At 48.2% G+C, this 15,354-nt stretch carries 15 protein-coding genes; 5 read left to right on the forward strand and 10 right to left on the reverse strand.

Going from position 1 to position 15,354, the window contains the following annotated elements; all coding sequences use genetic code 11:
* Positions 1-128: 128 nt before the first annotated feature.
* The 5 genes from pelA to C4H11_RS09935 form a co-directional block, all read right to left on the reverse strand.
* Positions 129-1,244: a pectate lyase gene (gene pelA / locus C4H11_RS09915; RefSeq protein ID WP_106041640.1), complete on the reverse strand. Its 1,116-nt coding sequence runs from the start codon at positions 1,242-1,244 to the stop codon at positions 129-131.
* A 225-nt stretch (positions 1,245-1,469) separates the two neighbouring features.
* Positions 1,470-2,402, reverse strand: a complete 933-nt coding sequence (gene rsgA / locus C4H11_RS09920; RefSeq protein WP_106041642.1) for a ribosome small subunit-dependent GTPase A — start codon at positions 2,400-2,402, stop codon at positions 1,470-1,472.
* A 71-nt stretch (positions 2,403-2,473) separates the two neighbouring features.
* The gene (gene frr / locus C4H11_RS09925; protein ID WP_106041644.1) at positions 2,474-3,034 is read right to left on the reverse strand and encodes a ribosome recycling factor; all 561 of its coding nucleotides are present in this window, start codon (positions 3,032-3,034) and stop codon (positions 2,474-2,476) included.
* Positions 3,035-3,094: 60 nt separating this feature from the next.
* On the reverse strand, positions 3,095-3,805 hold the full coding sequence (gene pyrH / locus C4H11_RS09930) for a UMP kinase (protein ID WP_106041646.1): 711 nt from the start codon (positions 3,803-3,805) through the stop codon (positions 3,095-3,097).
* 94 nt (positions 3,806-3,899) lie between these two features.
* The gene (locus C4H11_RS09935; RefSeq protein WP_106041648.1) at positions 3,900-6,203 is read right to left on the reverse strand and encodes a heavy metal translocating P-type ATPase; all 2,304 of its coding nucleotides are present in this window, start codon (positions 6,201-6,203) and stop codon (positions 3,900-3,902) included.
* 145 nt (positions 6,204-6,348) lie between these two features.
* Here C4H11_RS09935 and C4H11_RS09940 point away from each other — a divergent pair, with 145 nt between their 5' ends.
* The 3 genes from C4H11_RS09940 (at position 6,349) to C4H11_RS09950 (ending at position 10,544) form a co-directional block, all read left to right on the forward strand.
* Positions 6,349-6,960, forward strand: coding sequence for a TetR/AcrR family transcriptional regulator (locus C4H11_RS09940; RefSeq protein WP_106041650.1), 612 nt, complete (start codon positions 6,349-6,351; stop codon positions 6,958-6,960).
* A 70-nt stretch (positions 6,961-7,030) separates the two neighbouring features.
* Complete coding sequence (locus C4H11_RS09945) at positions 7,031-8,803, forward strand: ABC transporter ATP-binding protein (RefSeq protein WP_106041652.1); 1,773 nt, start codon at positions 7,031-7,033, stop codon at positions 8,801-8,803.
* Positions 8,796-10,544 carry an ABC transporter ATP-binding protein gene (locus C4H11_RS09950; protein WP_106041654.1) on the forward strand — a complete coding sequence of 583 codons (1,749 nt, stop codon included), beginning with the start codon at positions 8,796-8,798 and terminating at the stop codon, positions 10,542-10,544. Before C4H11_RS09945 ends, C4H11_RS09950 begins: the two co-directional genes overlap by 8 nt.
* Here C4H11_RS09950 and C4H11_RS09955 read toward each other — a convergent pair.
* The gene (locus C4H11_RS09955; RefSeq protein WP_106041656.1) at positions 10,533-11,891 is read right to left on the reverse strand and encodes an MATE family efflux transporter; all 1,359 of its coding nucleotides are present in this window, start codon (positions 11,889-11,891) and stop codon (positions 10,533-10,535) included. The two genes, C4H11_RS09950 and C4H11_RS09955, sit on opposite strands and share 12 nt — an antisense overlap.
* 166 nt (positions 11,892-12,057) lie before the next feature.
* On the opposite strand from C4H11_RS09955, the gene C4H11_RS09960 reads away from it, so the two are divergent.
* Both C4H11_RS09960 and C4H11_RS14475 read left to right on the forward strand, forming a co-directional pair.
* On the forward strand, positions 12,058-12,741 hold the full coding sequence (locus C4H11_RS09960) for a tetratricopeptide repeat protein (protein ID WP_106041658.1): 684 nt from the start codon (positions 12,058-12,060) through the stop codon (positions 12,739-12,741).
* A 237-nt stretch (positions 12,742-12,978) separates the two neighbouring features.
* Positions 12,979-13,104 (forward strand): restriction endonuclease subunit S domain-containing protein, encoded by a 126-nt coding sequence (locus C4H11_RS14475; RefSeq protein ID WP_234819816.1) that lies wholly within the window; start codon positions 12,979-12,981, stop codon positions 13,102-13,104.
* On the opposite strand, the gene C4H11_RS09970 is transcribed toward C4H11_RS14475, so the two are convergent.
* From C4H11_RS09970 to C4H11_RS09985, 4 genes are all read right to left on the reverse strand, one after another.
* Positions 13,097-13,552: a hypothetical protein gene (locus tag C4H11_RS09970; protein ID WP_106041663.1), complete on the reverse strand. Its 456-nt coding sequence runs from the start codon at positions 13,550-13,552 to the stop codon at positions 13,097-13,099. The two genes, C4H11_RS14475 and C4H11_RS09970, sit on opposite strands and share 8 nt — an antisense overlap.
* Positions 13,549-14,097 (reverse strand): Panacea domain-containing protein, encoded by a 549-nt coding sequence (locus tag C4H11_RS09975; protein WP_106041665.1) that lies wholly within the window; start codon positions 14,095-14,097, stop codon positions 13,549-13,551. Before C4H11_RS09975 ends, C4H11_RS09970 begins: the two co-directional genes overlap by 4 nt.
* Positions 14,098-14,221: 124 nt before the next feature.
* Positions 14,222-14,995 carry a biotin--[acetyl-CoA-carboxylase] ligase gene (locus tag C4H11_RS09980; RefSeq protein ID WP_106041667.1) on the reverse strand — a complete coding sequence of 258 codons (774 nt, stop codon included), beginning with the start codon at positions 14,993-14,995 and terminating at the stop codon, positions 14,222-14,224.
* Complete coding sequence (locus tag C4H11_RS09985) at positions 14,979-15,335, reverse strand: MmcQ/YjbR family DNA-binding protein (protein WP_106041669.1); 357 nt, start codon at positions 15,333-15,335, stop codon at positions 14,979-14,981. The genes C4H11_RS09980 and C4H11_RS09985 overlap by 17 nt, the downstream gene beginning before the upstream one ends.
* Positions 15,336-15,354: the final 19 nt, after the last annotated feature.

A 15,354-nucleotide genomic window follows, 5' to 3' on the forward strand; every position in this document is an offset into this window, starting at 1 on the left:
TTATGCCGGCAGGCTTTGTCCTGTGTCATTAAGGGTGTGTCATAATGCCCGGATTGAAAGATTTGCCCCTGCTACAGCTATCTGTGGCAGGGGCGTTTTCGTGAAAAGAGTTTTGGCATACTCTTTTTTTATTTCTTGTTCAGCGTCTTTTTCCACTTCTCATACTTCTTCAGCACTTTCAGACCACCGTCGTTATACCAGCTGTAGCCGTTGCGCCGTTCGTAGCCTATCTCGGAGATGTCGAAGCGTTTCACACCGTCGCGGTCGCAGAAGAAAGGACGATTATCTTCCAGCGTATAGAAGCGTGCCCAAAGCGCGGGGCAATCGGCATCATCCTGTGAACAGGGAACCATGCGATAATCTTTCTTACCTTGGCTGTTGATGAAGCTCTCTTGCTTCATGCCGACGATTTTGCTCTCTTTGAGCCAGTCTACGGCAGCTTCTACGGCGGTGATGATTTCCTTGGAGGGTTGGGGGATGGACATCAGCAGCAGGATGATATCGTCCGATTCGGCACCGCTCAGTGAAGGTAATTCATAGGCACGGGCTTTGGCCGGAGCCAGCGTATGCTCATCGTGCTGAGCACACCAAACGGTGAGTTTCCCGTTGCGGCGGACTTGTGTCTTCAGGATGCATTCCACTCCCTTGTCGAAGGCTGTGCGGGCTTGTCGGCAGAGGCTGTCCGTGGCGAAAGTATAAGGCGGTTGCTTTTCGTAGACTTGGCGCAGCAGCTTCATCACGTTTATCATTGCATTGTCGTTATAGGTGATGTGGGTATAATAACCCGTGGGGCGGGGCCAGAACTGCGGGAAACCTCCATTGGCATACTGCGACTTCAGAAGGTAGCGTATGCCCTCGATGGCCGCATCTCTGTATTTCTCTATTCGTGTGGCCAGATAAGTGCGTGAAAGATAGCGTATCTCCGTGCTGGTGGCACTGTTGTCTATCGTGCTTTCGCCCACGTTGTCTTTGGCATGGAGTACGTCCTCCAGTTCCTGCGGTGATAATTCGGCAGGCATGTAGACGTTCTTCGGCCATCCGCCGGTGATATGCTGATATAGCAATACATTGTCGGCAATGCGTATGGCCTCGGCAGTCTTGAAGAAGTCATCGTCCAGTTTCGCTGCCATTCTTACCCAACTCTTGTAAGGCTGTTTTTCTTTGTAGTTTGTCGCCGTTTCTTGCGCTTTCGCTCCGACCATGACGGCGAGAAAAGCGCAATACAGAATAATGATTCGTTTCATGATATTTCCTTTCTTGATAAAAGATTCTTAGCGTCTGTATGGAAACAGAAAAATATCCTCAAAAATAACTTTCAAAACAGTGCAGAGCAAAATTAAAAAAAGATCTTAGTCGGATACAAAAATAAAAAGAAACAAGCAACGGGAGGGAGAATAATTGGTTTTATAGGGAGAAAATTAGGTAACTCTCGACTTTCTCGGCTGAATAAGGAGTAGGTAGGCAGGTACTCAATAGGCTGCTCTGTACTTTCCCTCTTCTTTGTCTTCCAGCATGTTCAGGTAAGAGGCGTAGCGCGATTCGCTGATCAAGTGCTCTTCCACGGCCTTGCGCACGGCGCATCCCGGTTCGTGGCGATGGGTGCAGTTGCCATAGCGGCAATCGGCTGAAGCTTTGAATATCTCCGGGAAATAGTGCCCTATCTCTTCTTCTTCCATGTCGAAAGTGCCGAATCCTTTGATGCCCGGAGTGTCGATGAGGTATCCGTCGCCCGGCACTGGGAACATCTCAGAGAAAGTAGTGGTGTGCATCCCCTTGTTGTGATAGGAGGAAATCTCGCCGGTCTTGATGTCCTGGTCGGGCAGCAGAGCATTGATGAGTGTGGACTTGCCCACACCGGAGTGTCCGGAGAAGAGCGTCACCCGTCCTTTGAGCTCCTCTTTGAGGAGTTCGATGCCTGTACCCTCACGGGCCGACACCTTGAAGCAACGATAGCCGATGGTGGTGTAGAGGTGGGCAAGTGCGTCTAAATAGCGGAGCTCTTCTTCATTATAGGCATCCGTCTTGTTGAAGATGATTCGCACCGGCACGCGGTAGGCTTCGGCCGAGGCCAGAAAACGGTCGATGAAGGTGGTGGAGGTCTCCGGATAGTTCACGGTCACTATCAGCATGCACTGGTCGAGATTGGCAGCGAGGATATGCGATTGCTTGGAGAGGTTGGATGCCCGGCGGATGATGTAGTTCTTACGGTCTTCTATTTCACTGATGAAGGCTGTGCCTTCTTGATTCAGGATGATTCGTACCCGGTCGCCCACAGCCACGGGATTGGTGCTGCGTATGCCTTTCAGGCGGAAGTTGCCTTTGATTTTACACTCCACATCCTTACCGTCGTCGGTGTGTACCAAGTACCAGCTTCCGGTGTTTCTGATTACGAGTCCCTTCAAATCAGCTCAGAGTTGAAAAGTGGAAAGGGAAAAGGGAAATTGTTTTCCGTTTTTACCTTTCCACCTGTTTTTTATACTGTCATTATTTCCTTGTCTTTGGCTGCCAGCATGTCGTCCATCTGCTTGATGTACTTATCATGAATCTTTTGCAGCTTTTCTTCGCCACCTTTTTGGGCATCTTCCGCCAGACCTTCTTTCACGGACTTCTTCAGGGCGTCGATGGCATCGCGACGGGCGTTGCGCACGCTCACTTTGGCTGTTTCGCCTTCGCCTTTGCATTGCTTGGCCAGTTGTTTACGGCGTTCCTCGGTCAGTGGCGGAATGCCGATGCGGATAATCTCGCCGTTATTTTCGGGCATGATGCCGAGGCTGGAGTCGATGATGGCTTTTTCGATGGGGCGGAACATGCTCTTATCCCAAGGTTTGATGGCGATGCTTCGTGCATCGGGAGTGGTCACGGCCGCCACATTGTTGATGGGCACCATACTGCCGTAAGAATCTACACGGATGCCGTCCAGCAAACGGGTATCAGCTTTGCCTGCGCGGATGTGTACCAGTGCTTCTTCCAGATACATCACTGCCATATCCATTTTCTCTTGTGCTTCGTCTAAGATTTCTTTTACGTCTCTCATATTGTTTCTGTTTTGAGGTTGCTTTGGTTTGAAACTGTGCAAATATAATTAATTTCGGGTTTAATTATGTACCAGTGTGCCTATTTCTTCGCCTTGCATCACTTTCTTCAGGTTGCCCACAGTGTCCATGTCGAATACGATGATGGGGAGATTGTTCTCCTTGCACATGCAGGTGGCGGTGAGATCCATCACTTTGAGTCCGCGCTTCAGCACTTCATCGTAGGTAATGTCGTGGAATTTGGTGGCGGTGGGGTCTTTCTCCGGGTCAGCGGTATAGATGCCGTCCACGCGTGTTCCTTTCAGCATCACGTCGGCTTCTATCTCGATGCCTCGCAAGCTGGAGCCTGTGTCGGTGGTGAAGAACGGGTTGCCTGTTCCGGCCGACATGATGACCACTTCTCCGGCTTCCATACATTCAATGGCTTTCCATTTGTTGTAGAATTCGCCGATAGGCTCCATGCGCACGGCGGTGAGTACGCGGGCCTTCACGCCGGCGGCCACTAGTGCGGAACTTAGCGCAAGACTGTTGATGACGGTTGCCAGCATTCCCATCTGGTCTCCTTTCACACGGTCAAAGCCCTTGTTGGCGCCACTCAGCCCTCGGAAGATGTTTCCGCCGCCGATTACGATACCTGTCTGTATGCCCATCTCATGTATTTCCTTGATTTGCGCTGCATATTCGGCAAGGCGTTTCTCGTCGATGCCGTACTGCTTTTCTCCCATCAGACTTTCGCCGCTGAGTTTCAGCAAGATTCTTTTGTATGTTGCCATAATTCTTTAAGTTTGTTTTCTCTGTTTCGGCAAAGATAGTGCAAAGGGAGTGTATAAAAAACATACAGGTTCATTTTTTTATCTCCCCCTGCAATTAATTCCGGCCTGTAAGGTTGCCCTCGGACGGATGTGGAAAGCTGTTTTGCTCCTTGTTCGGCATTGGTTTGTGGCTATGCTCCGTCCGGATTTTCTTTCTTTTCAGCCGCAAGCTGTTGCTCACCACGCTGACGCTGCTGAAGGCCATGGCCGCACCGGCTATCATCGGGTTTAGCAGGAAGCCGTTGATGGGATAGAGCAGGCCTGCCGCAATGGGTACGCTTATTATATTATAGATGAATGCCCAAAACAGGTTCTGGCGGATGGTGCGCACGGTGAGCTTCGACAGTTTGAATGCTTCGGGTATCTTGGTCAGGTCGGACGAGATGATGGTCATACCGGCCACATCCATGGCGATGTCGCTTCCACCTCCCATGGCAATGCTCAAGTCGGCTTGGGCAAGGGCGGCGCTGTCGTTGATGCCGTCGCCTGCCATGGCCACTTTCCGGCCCTCTTTTTGCAGCCGGGCGATGAAGGCGGCTTTATCCTGCGGCAGCACGTCAGCCTTGTAGTGGGCTATTCCGGCTTTACGGGCTATTTCGCGGGCGGTGGCTTCGTTGTCTCCCGTCAGCATGTACACTTCGATGCCGGCGGAGCGCAGTTCGTTGACGGCCCGGACGGATGTCTCTTTTATCCGGTCGGTTATGCCGGCCACGGCCAATGCTTCTTTTTCGTCGGCCAGCCAAATGACGGTTTGACCGTCTGCCGTCAGGCGGGCAGCTTCGTCGGATAAGTTTCGACTGATGGCGATGCGGTTCTCTTCCAGCAGTTTCAGGTTGCCGGCATAGTAGGTGCGGCCTTGCACTTCTCCTCTGACGCCTTTGCCAGTGACGCTCTCAAAGTGTTCGATGGCGGTGGGAGTTGTCTCTTTGAGGTGTTGCACCACGGCTTCGGCAAGCGGATGTTCGGACAGCCTCTCCAAGCCATGTAAGATGCCTGCCGCTTCGGTTGCGTGCCCGCCTAATGTGAAGGAGCTGACCGTCGGTCGGCCTTCGGTTACGGTTCCGGTCTTGTCCAGAACGACGGTGTCTATCTGTCGGGCTGTTTCCAAGCTTTCTGCGTCTTTTATCAGTATGCCGCTTTCTGCCCCTTTGCCTATTCCTACCATGATTGCGGTAGGCGTGGCCAGTCCCAGGGCACAGGGGCAGGCAATGATGAGCACGGTGACGAGTGCCAGCAGCCCGTGCGTAAAGCCGTTCTCGATGTCGAATATCAGCCATACGCCGAATGCGAATACGGCAATGGCGATGATGGCGGGTACGAATATCCCGGCAACTTTATCTACCAATTGCTGCACCGGTGCTTTGCTTCCTTGGGCATCTTGCACCATGTGGATGATTTTGGCGAGCAAAGTATCTGTCCCCACCTTCTCGGCCCGAAACAGGAAACTGCCTGTCCGGTTGATTGTGCCGGCGAAAACCTTGGCATCCTTCTGCTTGGCCACGGCTATAGGTTCGCCGCTCAGCATGCTTTCGTCCACGTAAGAAGTTCCCTCCGTCACGATGCCGTCTACGGCAATGCGCTCACCCGGCCTCACCCGGACGATGTCGCCGGGCTGTATCTGTTCGATGGGCACCTCCTTCTGTTCGCCCGATGGAGAGACGGTGACTACCGTCTTTGGTTGCAGCCCCATCAGCTTTTTGATGGCGGACGACGTGTTCCCTTTGGCTTTCTCTTCCAGCAGCCTCCCCAGCAGGATGAAGGCTATGATGACGCTTGCCGCTTCGAAGTAAACGTGCGGATGAATGCCTCTGACCAGCCAGAAGTCGGGAAAGAGCATGTTGAAGAGGCTGAACAGATAGGCTATGCCGGTGCTGTATGCAACCAGCGTGTCCATATTGGTACCGCCATGCCTCATATGCTTCCATGCATTCACGAAGAAGCCGCTGCCCAACCAAAAGACGACGGGAGTGGAGAGTGCCCACATCACGAGGTTGGCGTATGGCATGTTCATGAAGAACATGCCTATCACCACAACGGGGAGAGACAGCACAATGGCCCATGTGGTGCGGAACTTCAGGGTGGCGTATCTTTTGTCGTGGGCTTGTTCGGCCTCTTCGAGCGTATGCTTGTCTTGAGCAATAAGCAGGTCATATCCGGCATCCTGCACGGCCTTCTGCAAGGTTTCGGGCGAACATTGCGTGCTGTCGTATTCCACGGTTGCCATTCCCGAAACGTAGTTCACGGCAGCCTTGCTGACACCGGGTTGATGATTCAGTGTCTTGTCTATCCGTGCGGCGCATGAAGCGCAACTCATGCCCTGCACGGGAAAATTCTTTTGTACAATCTTGTTTTTCTTCATAGTGCGTTTCCTTTTTGAGGTGTAACAAAGATAACGCTTTTCTGCGAATAATGTTCTCTTGTTAAAATCACAACAAGTGGGTATTGTTGAGTAATGAAAACTTTTCTTTCTTTGCAATAATAATATTCTGTTTTGCGGCGTAATCATGCAAATACCTAAGGACGATATTAGGAAAGACATTCTGCTGGCGGCGGAGAAGATGTTTCAAGAAAAAGGTTTCCTGAAAACATCCATGCGCGATATTGCCGAGGAAGCACAGGTAGGACTGAGTAATATCTATAATTATTTCAAAGGGAAAGATGAAATATTCTGTATGGTGGTTCGTCCTGTGACTCGAGCCTTGGAAAGTATGTTGCATAAACATCACGGTCGGCAGGGAATAGACATATTCGATATGAGATCCGAAGCCTATTTGTGCCATGTGGTAGGAGAATATGTGGATTTGATTCGCAGATACCGCCTTTTGTTGGTATTGCTGCTTTTCCGTTCACAAGGTTCTTCTCTTGCAAGATTCAAGGAAGAGTTTACTGATAAATCCACATCGTTGGTGAAAGATTATTTTCGGGAAATGAAACGGAAACACACAGAACTGAATATAGACATAACAGATTTTTCTATTCATCTGCATACTGTCTGGATGTTTACAATGCTTGAAGAACTGATTATGCATAAGGTTGGTTCGGAAGAAACGGAAAAGATAGTGGCGGAATATATCACATTTGAATTGACGGGTTGGAGAGAGCTTATGAGAATATAGGTTCTCTCTTTTTTTGAACATTTTGAAACGTTGTTCGCTTTTGAAGGCGTTGATTTAAAATATTATTAAAATGAGTACACTAAGAAAACTGCAACATTACATGGGTAAGCGTAAAATCCTTCTACCCCTGTCTATGCTCTTGTCTGCACTCAGTGCGTTGGCAGGACTTTTACCTTTTATTCTTGTTTGGCTTATTGTCAAGGATTTGTTGGCTGCGGGCGGTATGTTTGTCACCGGGCGTACCATTGTCTATGCTTGGTGGGTAGCCGGAGTGGCTGTTGCCGGTGTTGTTCTCTACTTTGCGGCACTGATGACTTCGCACCTTGCCGCCTTCCGTGTAGAGTCCAATCTGCGGCGCGAGGCCATGCAACGTATATCCGCCATGCCTTTGGGATTCTTCGATTGCAATACGAGCGGACGTATTCGCAAGATAATAGATGACAACGCAAGTGTCACTCATAGCTTCTTGGCGCATCAATTACCCGATTTGTCAGCCACCTTTCTGGTTCCGCCGGTAGCAACCGTACTGATTTTCCGCTTCAACTGGCAACTCGGACTGGCTTGCATCATTCCGGTTATCATCGCCTTCTCGACGATGGGATACATGATGGGAACCAAAGGACGTCGGTTCATGCAGTCCTACATGAATTCGCTTGAAGAGATGAATACCGAGGCGGTGGAGTATGTGCGTGGCATCCCGGTGGTGAAAGTTTTTCAGCAGACCATCTATTCTTTCAAGAATTTCCATCGGAGCATTGAGAATTACAATAAGATGGTCTTTGGTTATACCATGATGTGGGAGAAACCTATGTCGTTCTATACAGTTGTCATCAACGGATTCGTATTCTTTCTTGCCCCGTTGGCCGTCCTCCTCATGGGACGTTCGGGTGGCTATGCGGAAGTGCTGCTCGATTTTTTTCTGTTTGTATTGATTACCCCCGTCTTTTCCCAAAACATCATGAAAAGCATGTACCTCAATCAGGCACTGGGACAAGCAAGCGAGGCCATCGACCGGTTGGATAAGTTACTTTCTTATGAGAACTTGCCGGTTTCGGCTTCGCCCGAACAGATGAAAGGATATGATATCTGTTTCAAGGAAGTGTCGTTCTCTTATCCCGGTGTCGCACAAAAGGCTGTCGACAAAGTGAGTTTCACTATTCCTCAAGGTAAGACGGTTGCTTTGGTCGGTGCTTCGGGAGGGGGTAAGACCACTATTGCCCGTTTGGTTCCCCGTTTTTGGGATGCCGATGAGGGAGAGGTGTCAATAGGTGGTGTGAATGTCAGAGACATTGAGCCGGAAGTGCTGATGAAACATATTTCTTTCGTCTTCCAGAACACAAAACTGTTCAAGACTACACTTCTGGATAATATCAGGTATGCCAATCCGGAAGCTTCGCTTGACGAGGTACAACAAGCTGTCGATATGGCACAATGTCGTGAAATCATCGACAAGCAACCGCTCGGACTGAACACTAAAATCGGTGTGGAAGGAACCTATCTTTCAGGTGGGGAACAACAACGCATCGTCTTGGCACGAGCTATTCTCAAAAATGCTCCCATTGTTGTGCTGGATGAGGCTACTGCTTTTGCCGACCCGGAAAATGAACACCTGATACAGCAGGCTCTCAAGAAGCTGATGTGCGGCAAGACGGTGCTGATGATTGCCCATCGTCTGACGAGCATCATCAATGCCGATAATATTATTGTGATAGACAAGGGACGGATAGCCGAGCAAGGCACACATGCCGAACTGATAAGAAAACAAGGAATATACAACCGCATGTGGAATGAATACCGGCAATCGGTTTGCTGGACAATAGGAAAGGAGGCCGCTCATGCTTGATATGATTCAAAAGCGCTTTGCTCTTTCAAGGAAAGGAGCGAAGGATTTCTGTAAAGGAACATTCTTTACTGTTTTGTTGGATATTGCTTTGATGCTGCCGGCAATGTTTGTTTTCTTCTTCCTGGATGATTATTTGCGTCCGATACTTGGCACGGAAGCGTCGGCGGTGCATGGATTCCTTTATTATAGTTTGCTTGGCGTCGCATTTATGATATTGATGTACGGCTTTGCCGTTATGCAATATCGCAGCACCTATACTACGGTCTATGAGGAGAGCGCCAATCGTCGTATTTCTCTCGCCGAGAAGTTGCGCATACTGCCGCTTGCTTTCTTTGGGGAGAAAAATCTTTCCGATCTTACCGCTACCATCATGGACGATTGCACCGACTTGGAACATACTTTCTCGCATGCCGTACCTCAGTTGTTTGCTTCTGTCATCAGTATCATCCTGATTGCCGTCGGTATGGCATTCTACAATTGGCAACTGACTTTGGCATTGTTTTGGGTGGTACCGATTGCACTTGCCGTTATTTTGTTGGCAAAGAGAGAAATGCGTAAACGTAACGAAAGCAATTATCTGAATAAACGTCTTGTCAGCGAACATATACAGGAGGGATTGGACACCATTCAGGAAATCAAATCCTACAATCGGGAGGAAGATTATCTGGAAAAACTGGATGACAGAATCTCTGTTTATGAGAAAACGCTCATCCGTAACGAACTGTTGATCGGCGTTTTTGTCAATGGTGCGCAAAGCATCCTGAAGTTGGGGCCGGCCAGTGTTATCATCGTAGGAGCGCATCTTCTGAGTGTCGGTATGTTGGATCTCTTTACCTATCTCATATTCATGGTTATAGGCTCGCGCATTTATGCGCCGGTCAATGAGGTGATGAATAACTTGGCGGCTTTGTTCTATCTGGATGTCCGCATCAACCGTATGAACGAAATGGAGGCACTGCCTGTGCAGAAAGGGACAACGGATTTTCATCCCAGCAACTATGATATAGAATTCAATCAAGTGGCATTTGCCTATGAAACGGGGAAAGAGGTTTTGAAAAATGTCTCTTTTACAGCGCGTCAAGGAGAGATTACAGCTCTGGTAGGCTCTTCGGGCAGTGGGAAGAGTACAGCCGCCAAATTGGCTGCACGTTTTTGGGATATACAGTCCGGACATATCATGTTGGGCGGGCAAGATATCTCTTTGGTAGACCCGGAAGTCTTATTGAAGAACTACTCTGTTGTTTTTCAAGATGTGGTGTTGTTCAATGCTTCTGTCAAAGAAAATATCCGTATAGGGCGGCGTGACGCTACGGATGAGGAAGTGATGCGCGTTGCTCGCCTGGCATGTTGTGACGAGTTTGTCGATAGAATGCCGCAGGGATATGAAACGGTTATCGGTGAGAATGGCGAAACACTTTCCGGTGGAGAGCGTCAGCGCATCTCCATTGCTCGTGCTCTGCTGAAGGATGCTCCGATTGTATTATTGGATGAGGCCACCGCTTCGCTCGACGTAGAGAATGAAACCCGTATTCAGTCCGGAATATCCGAGTTGGTGCGCAACAAAACGGTACTTATCATAGCTCATCGTATGCGTACCATTGCCAATGCCGACAAGATTGTTGTGCTGGAAAAAGGAAAGGTTGCCGAAACAGGTACTCCCGATGATTTGCAGAAACGTGGCGGGCTGTTTGCCAAGATGCTGGGCGATGCACATATTGACAGTACCTTTTTAGGACGGTGAGGAAGCGAAGGAATCTCTGATGACCTTCCCGCTTAACCTCGTTTGTATCGCCCCTCTCATGAAAAGATAGACGAGGAAAGCCAGCCATAGCGCATGGTTTCCTAACATGGCATGGAAACCATAGTATAAAGCGAAGAAACTGATGGTGGCTGCTGTCATGGACAACAGCATGCCGCGTGTTGCCGTGGCACCGATAAAGACACCGTCCCAGATGAAGGCGGCGGTACCCGCAACGGGAATGGCAAGCGCCCAATAGAAATAGGCATCGGCAGCCGCTATCACTTCCTTGTCATCTGTCAGCAGGGCGAGAAAAGCGTTTCCGCCCAGCATATAGAACAAAGTGAAGAGTGTGGTCATCATGGCCCCCCAACCGAACAACAGTCGGATGGTGTCTGTGAGGGCTTCCCGGTTGCGGGCGCCTATATATCGGCCGCTCAATGCTTCTCCGGCATAGGCGAAGCCATCCATCACATACGAGAACAGTGTGAAGAGTTGCATCAGCAGCGTGTTTACAGCCAGAATGATTTCTCCTTGCGAAGCTCCTGCCGAAGTAAAGAACAGGGTGACCGCAACCACACAGAGTGTGCGTAGAAAGATATCACGGTTCACTTGGAAGAAACGATACATTGCTTCTTTCTCCCAAATCTTTTCTTTTTTGCCGCATTCTGTCATTCGTAATTTTCCGTTCTGCACTTTCAGGAATTTCTTCAGCCTGCCATAATGCAGCATCCACAGCATAATCCCCATCAGGAAGCCGGCATATTGGGCGATGAGTGTTCCCAAAGCCACCCCTTCTACCTTCATTCCGCATAGATAGACCAGACAAAGACTGGCGACGATATTGATTATGTTTTGTGTGATGGCAATGTACATGGGAATGCGTGAGTTCTGCATACCGATGAACCAGCCGGTAAGGCCGTATAGTCCCAGCATGGCCGGTGCGCCCCAGATGCAGATATGGAAATAAAGGGTTGCCAGTTCCTTGATTTCATTCGTAGGGTGAATCAGTAAGAAGGCGCCTTGCCTGATGGGAACTTGCAGCGCGATGAGACAGAAAGCCACTGTCAGCCCTATGCCTACGGAGCGCAGCAATAAACGTACGGTTTCCGGTAAGTCTCGTTTCCCATACGCTTGCGAGGTCAAGCCGCCCGTACCCATGCGTAAGAAGCCGAAAATCCAGTAGATGATGTTGAAAAGCATTCCGCCTACGGCAATGGCACCGATGTAGGCAGGCGAACCTAAATGTCCGACGATGCCGACATCGATTAGCCCGAGCAGAGGAACGGTGATGTTCGATACGATGGAGGGCAATGCTATTTGCAAGATTTGTCTGTTTCTGTAGTCCATTAAAATGCTTTCCTGTGAGGCGTGTACAAATGTACGCAGAAAAAGGAGATATAAAACAATAAAATTCCCCATTTTTCTATTCTCTCCTCTTGAAAAATCGTGTGATAATGCGTATTTTTGTCGTTGAAATTCAATAAGATATATCGGACTTTTAAACTGCTTAAGAATGAAAACCTTGACTTTACTATTCTCTTTGTTTATTCTTTCTTCTCCGTTGTCTCTCTCCGCGCAGTCGGCAAGTGGCTTGTTGCGGAAAGTTTCCGAAGCCCTTTCCGCCGGTAGAGACGACTATGCCGTGAGTTTATTCCGCCAAGCGGCAGATGCCGATGCGGGTCAGACAGAAATGTTCTATTGGACAGGTGTGGACAAGAACAGTGCGGTCGTTTCCCGTTTGGCCAATGAGTTGGCCACGCATTACAAAGAAGAACGTAACTACGATAAGGCCTACCTTTTCTATAAGGAATTATTGCAGCGTCATCCGGAAGATGTGTCCGCATTGGTATCTTGTGCCGAGATGGAATTGATGCGCGGCAAGGAGAAGGAGGCCTTGCGTCTCTATGAGAAAGTGTTGCTGTTGGATGGTGATAATCTGCAAGCCAATATCTATTTAGGCAATTATTATTACCTGCAAGCCGAGAAAGACAGAAAGAAACTGGACGACGATTACAGAAAGCTGTCTTCTCCTACACGGATGCAATATGCTCGTTACCGTAACGGTCTGTCCGATTTGGTCATTAATAATTATGCCAAGGCAAAGGCCTATCTGCAACGTGTACTCCAACTCTTTCCTTCCACGGAGGCCGGCAATACATTGAAGAAGATAAGAAAGATAGAGGCGGAGGCGAGATGAAGTTCCGACTCAAAATGAGAATCTTATTTTTCGCTAAGAAATTTTGCGGTCGTAAAGTGTAATTGCTATATTGTTCTGTCAGACTGCCGACGTATACATTATGGATGTCCGTATGATTGAAAAGATTGTACCTAACCATTTAAATCTCTAATAGACTGTGAGTGAAAGATATGGAGGTATCAGCAAAACAACCTTTGCAAGGCTGACTTTGAAAAAGATAATATCATACTACCTTCGTTGGATAATCAAAAGCGTATCTATGCAGTATTGAGTAGCATGACGAAGAAGATAGAGATAGAAAAAATGATGCTTGAACACTATATTGCTGAAAAACGGTATCTGCTCCGCCAAATGTTTATTTGATTCCAAAAGTTTCCAATTGTTTTCTGCTTATAGTTGGACTCTCTTTTACCGTATTGACGATAACTCCCATCAATTCAGAGTCTGAGATTTCACCACGATAAGATTCCTTAGTGAATTTTGTTTTGTTGGCTACAATTATCTTTGAACAGTTAACAAATGAATTATGTTTTAAAAACGGACATTGATCAACTGTTATAGGTAATTGATAGTCTGTAACAGTTGAAGGCAGATTGTAGTTAATATTCGAATTTATTACCAATCCGCCAATGACATTTCCATCATTGTCAAAACCAAGGACGATAAAGAATTTATTGCGTGTAGAGTCTCTGTCTTTAGGAGTTATGCCATTAACTTCATCAAGGTTAAGCAAGTATACATTACCGATTTTAACACTATCTTGGGTAAGCCTGTCGCCTATATCTCCAAGTAGGTTACCAAGTTTTATCATGATAACGCTGCTTCTATGGTTATAGTTTCCTTGATATACTCTATCATATCATCAGAAGCCATACCGTCTTTTGCCATGCCTACAACGTCCATTACTTTGCGACCTTGCTGTGCATAAGCACGTTCCCATTCTTTGCCATGTGATTTTGAACGTAAATCACCATAAGGCAGGTTCGCATTTTCAGAGATGGATCTATCTAATACTTCAATATCAGCTTTTGATAGATATGTCTCATCGAACTTACGTTTTGCTTCAAGCATATAATAGGCATCGTCTCTCCCTTTTAAAATACTATCATCCAGCATGGACTGTAATTCTTTGTCGCAGTATTGGTCTCCTTTTACACAATTGTACAGAATAGAAGGAACTGGCCCATCTGGTAAAGCGCAGAAAACATCAGACACCATAGGACATCCATACTTCGCCAAATGAACTATATTGGCAAAATATATGACCTTGAAGATGTGGTAATAATCCAACCCTTTCGTCTTGTTCAAGATATATAATACAATTTCAGTTAGTCTCTGTTTGTCGAAATGTGTCATTTCTAAATGTCCTTTCTGTTTGCAAAGATAATAAATAATCTTTTATTAAAAATATTTATGAGCTTTTTGACGTTATCTTTTCCTTCATTTTATAGATGGCTTGTCCATGCCTGCCCGGCAATGTCTATATCACATATTGCACTTCTTTAAACAGGTATTTCCGTTCCCGACCGCTTTCGTCTTCCAGGACGAGGCGCCCGTCTTGCTCCACGCGGAGCAGGCGGGCAAGGAATTTGCCATTGGCGTCTTCGTAGGGATGAAGTCCGCGACGGCGGTAGAGGGAACGGGCATAGCGGGTGGCAATCTCGGCCGGATGGGTGTCGGGATTTTCCATTCGCAGGCTGTTGTAGTAGATTTCTGTTCGTTGGAGGATATGAGCCAGGATGGCATGCCGGTCGTGCTCTTTGCCGGTGATTTGTTTCAATGATACGGGGTTGGGGGCATCGCTGCGGAAGAGCTCCTGATTGATATTGATTCCGATGCCGGCAATGGTGCGTGCGATGCCGTGCCCTGCAAGGTTGTTCTCTATCAATATGCCGCAGATTTTCCGGTCTTTCCAATAGATGTCGTTCGGCCATTTGATGGTAATCTCGTCCGTCCATCGGCTGAGCTCTTCCTTGATGGCGAGAGAAACGATTTGCGAGAGGATGAATTGCCGGCGGGCTTCCAAAAAAGTGGGATACAGTACGAAGCTGAAAAGCAGATTCTTGCCGTCTTCGGCTTCCCAGGTGTTGCCGCGCTGGCCTTTCCCGGCTGTTTGATACTCGGCGACAACGGTCGTGAATTCCGCAATCGCCTCCTGTCGCTCATTGCAGAGCGTATTGAGATATTGGTTGGTAGAGTTCGTTTCATCCAAAGCGACCAATGGGAACGGGAAGGTGTCAGGGCAGGGCCTCATATTCGGTACGCATTTTCTTGGTGAAATTCTTCAGAACTTCTTCGTAGGAGTGGTCTATCAGGTGCTTCACCAGCTTATCGTCGGCATCTCCGTCCAGAAACACCTGATTCCAATATTTCTTGTTGAAGTGCCAAGCCCCTTCAATGGCGGAATAACGCTCGCGCAGTTCGAGCGCATATTCGGGGTCGCACTTCATCGTAATTCTGTCCGGAGTGTTGAGGTTGATGCAAAGAAACATCTTCCCCATCACCCTGATGACGAGGAAGTCATCGCCGAACGGTAAATCCTCCGTTGCCGCTTTTTTTCTCAGGCAATATTCGCGCGCACTTTCTATATCCATGCTATATACATTAATGATT

Origin of the sequence: Bacteroides zoogleoformans (assembly GCF_002998435.1) — a bacterium.
GTDB lineage: Bacteria > Bacteroidota > Bacteroidia > Bacteroidales > Bacteroidaceae > Bacteroides > Bacteroides zoogleoformans.